This window comes from Acidovorax cavernicola (assembly GCF_003581445.1).
The window spans coordinates 1-2,744 of sequence record NZ_QXMN01000128.1; the positions used below are offsets into that span (position 1 = coordinate 1).

Genomic DNA, 2,744 nt, shown 5'->3' on the forward strand with positions numbered 1-2,744 from the left:
GCTCGCGCACTCGGGCACCGAATAGCCCAGGATCGCCGCGCCCGACACCCAGCGGTCAGGCCAGCGGTTTTGCCAGTAGGCGGCAGCCATGCCCAGCAGCAGCGCCGTGGGAATCGCGACCGCGGCAGCCAGCAGGCCCAGCAAAAGGGAGTTGCGGATCGGGTAGGCGATCAGCTCCGTCACCGGCGCCTGGCCGATGATGGTCCGGCCCAGATCGCCATGCAGCACGGCCCACAGCCACTGCCCGTAGCGCAGGATCGCCGGGCGATCGAGGCCATGCTGGGCGCGCAGGGCCTGCACCTCCTGCTCGCTCATCAACGACAGATCATCGGCGCTGAGCGAGTTGAGCACCGCGTCACCCGGCAGCACTTCCGTGGCCACGAACACCAGTGCCGTCAGCAGCAGCAGCACGCCCAGTGTGGAAAGCAGGCGTCGCGCAAGAACGTAGAGCATGCCGCGCCTCAAGCCTTCCAGACTTCGTCGAAGCGCACCGACCAGGCCTGCGAATGGTTCTTCAGGCCGCGCACATGCGTCTTGGCGATCAGCAGATTCTTGCGCCCGACCGGATGGATCGCGGGCACTTCCTCCTGCAGGATCTGCTGCATGCGCACGTAGAGCGCCTGGCGCTTGTCCGGCTGCTTCTGCGCCACGGCGCGGTCATATAACGCCATGTATTCGTCGCAGGCCGCGCCCGACCAGTAGCCGCTTTCATTGCTGTCGGGCCGCATGCGAAACAGGCTCACCGCCGGGTTGCGCACGCCCGAAGGGCCGTAGGCAAACCGGTGCTTGGTCGCGCCGTCCGCCAGCTTGTCGCCGACGCGCCAGTCGCGGTAGCCGTCCGACGGCCGCTGCTCGATGGGCATCTGGATGCCGGCCTCCTTCACCGACTGCGCGATCACCTGGAACACGCGCGGAATCTCGGGCCACGAGGCCGCGAAATAGAACGTCGGCAACTTGATGCCGTTGGGATAGCCGGCCTGCGCCAGCAGCTGCCTGGCCTTCTTGACGTCCCGCTTGAACGGCGCGACGAACTCGGCATTCGACGGCGTCAGGTGCGATTCATTGCCCGCCCAGCCCATGGTCTGCCCGTACACCACGCGCATCACCTGTTCGCGGTCTATGGCCAGCGCCAGCGCCTGGCGCACGCGCTTGTCCCTGAACACCGAACCTTCGTGCTTGGGCAGGATCATCAAGGCCTGATCGCCGGCGCGGGAGTAGTCCACGCGCACGCCGCTCAGGCGTTCCAGATCGGGCAGCATGCCCGGGTCCACGCCGAACACGGCGTCATAGAGGTGGGAGCGGAAGCCGTTGATCGCCGCCTCCATCCGTCCCGGCAGGCTTACGATTTCCAGGCGATCGAAGTACGGCAGGCCGGCGCGCCAGTAGTGCGGATTGCGCTCGGCGATCATGCGGCGCTTGGGGTCCAGATCGACGATGCGGTAGGGGCCGGTGCCAATGCCGCTCAGGCCTATCGTCTCCTGCGGTTGCTCGGGCATCACCATCAGCTGGTACTCGCCCAGCGTGAAGGGAAACTCGCTGTTGCTCTGGCTCAGGTGCATGCGCACCTGCAGCGGGCCCGTCTTCTCGACCTTGTCGATCTGCTTGGCGTAGGACGTGTTGGCGCGGTGGAACTCGAACGATGCGACCACGTCTTCGGCGCGCATGTCGCGGCCATCATGGAACTGCACGCCCGGGCGCAGGGCTATGGTCCAGACCTTCTGGTCATCGCTTGCCGACCAGGCGAGCGCCAGCTCGGGCTGCACGGTCAGCGAGTCATCCACATAGGTCAGCCCGTTGTAGACCGAGCGCGTATTCAGGTCCAGCATGTAATAGGGATGCCGGCCCTTGCGGGCATCGCCCATGCGGTTGTTGGGGTAGACGTTCGCGTAGACGAACTTTCCGCCGCGGCGCGGCGTTTCGGTCTGCGCCCGGGCGGCTTGCGACCAGCCCAGCGACGCGCTGCCGCCCGCGGCCAGCAGCAGCGCACGACGAGACAGGTCGGGCACGCACGAATTCGGTGTTGACATCACATTTCCTTTTGCAGTTCGACAAGCCGTGGCACGCGCGTCAGAAGCGGTGGCGCAGGCCAAAATCCAGGCCGCTGGCGGAGCGGTTGGCGACACCGCTCAGATCCCCGCCGGCGACGAATTTCGCGTCCTTGTCGTTGTCCACGAAAGCCAGCGTGGTGTAGAGCGCCGTACGCTTGGAGAGGTTGTAGACATAGCCCAGCGCCAGCTTCTGCGCCGCGGACCGGTCGCTGGCGTGGTCAAACTTCACGCGGCCATAGCTCGCGCGGAAATCGCCCGGCCCCGCCGGAACGACCAGGCCCAGCGAGAACCCGGTCAGCTTCTTGTCCCCGGCCGCCATGGCGATGCGGTCGTTGATGTAAAGCGCGGACAGGCTGCCGAACGGCAGGCGATAGGAGCCGCCCAGCGAAAAATTCTTCATGTCGCGCGGCGTCTTCTGCGGCGCGGCCGCACCGCCCGCAGCGGTGTTGTAGGCCAGGCCCAGGTCCCACGGCCCGGTCTTGTAGCCCAGGCGCGCGCCGATGTAGCGGCCGGCGTGCCCCTGCTCGGCTTCGTCAAAGCCGTACATGAATTGGCCGTAGACGCCGCCCAGGCTCTTGGGCAGAAAGTAATTGATGGCATTGCTCGCGCGCACATTCGTGCCCTGGCCGCCATTGCTGCTGCCGTGGCTGGTGGCACGCGCGCGGTACAGCAGGCTTTCCCCCCCGCCGTTCGTGA

The 2,744-nt window shown here is 66.5% G+C and carries 3 protein-coding genes; all 3 read right to left on the reverse strand.

Features of this window, described 5'->3' with window-relative positions:
• Positions 1–453: ABC transporter permease family protein (locus tag D3H34_RS31545; protein WP_147400546.1), on the reverse strand; the 453-nt coding region annotated here is incomplete at its 3' end.
• An 8-nt stretch (positions 454–461) separates the two neighbouring features.
• Complete coding sequence (locus tag D3H34_RS31550; protein WP_119558744.1) at positions 462–2,027, reverse strand: ABC transporter substrate-binding protein; 1,566 nt, start codon at positions 2,025–2,027, stop codon at positions 462–464.
• A 40-nt stretch (positions 2,028–2,067) separates the two neighbouring features.
• Positions 2,068–2,744, reverse strand: a 677-nt coding sequence (locus D3H34_RS31555) for a porin (protein WP_147400547.1), incomplete at its 5' end; no start/stop codon positions are given.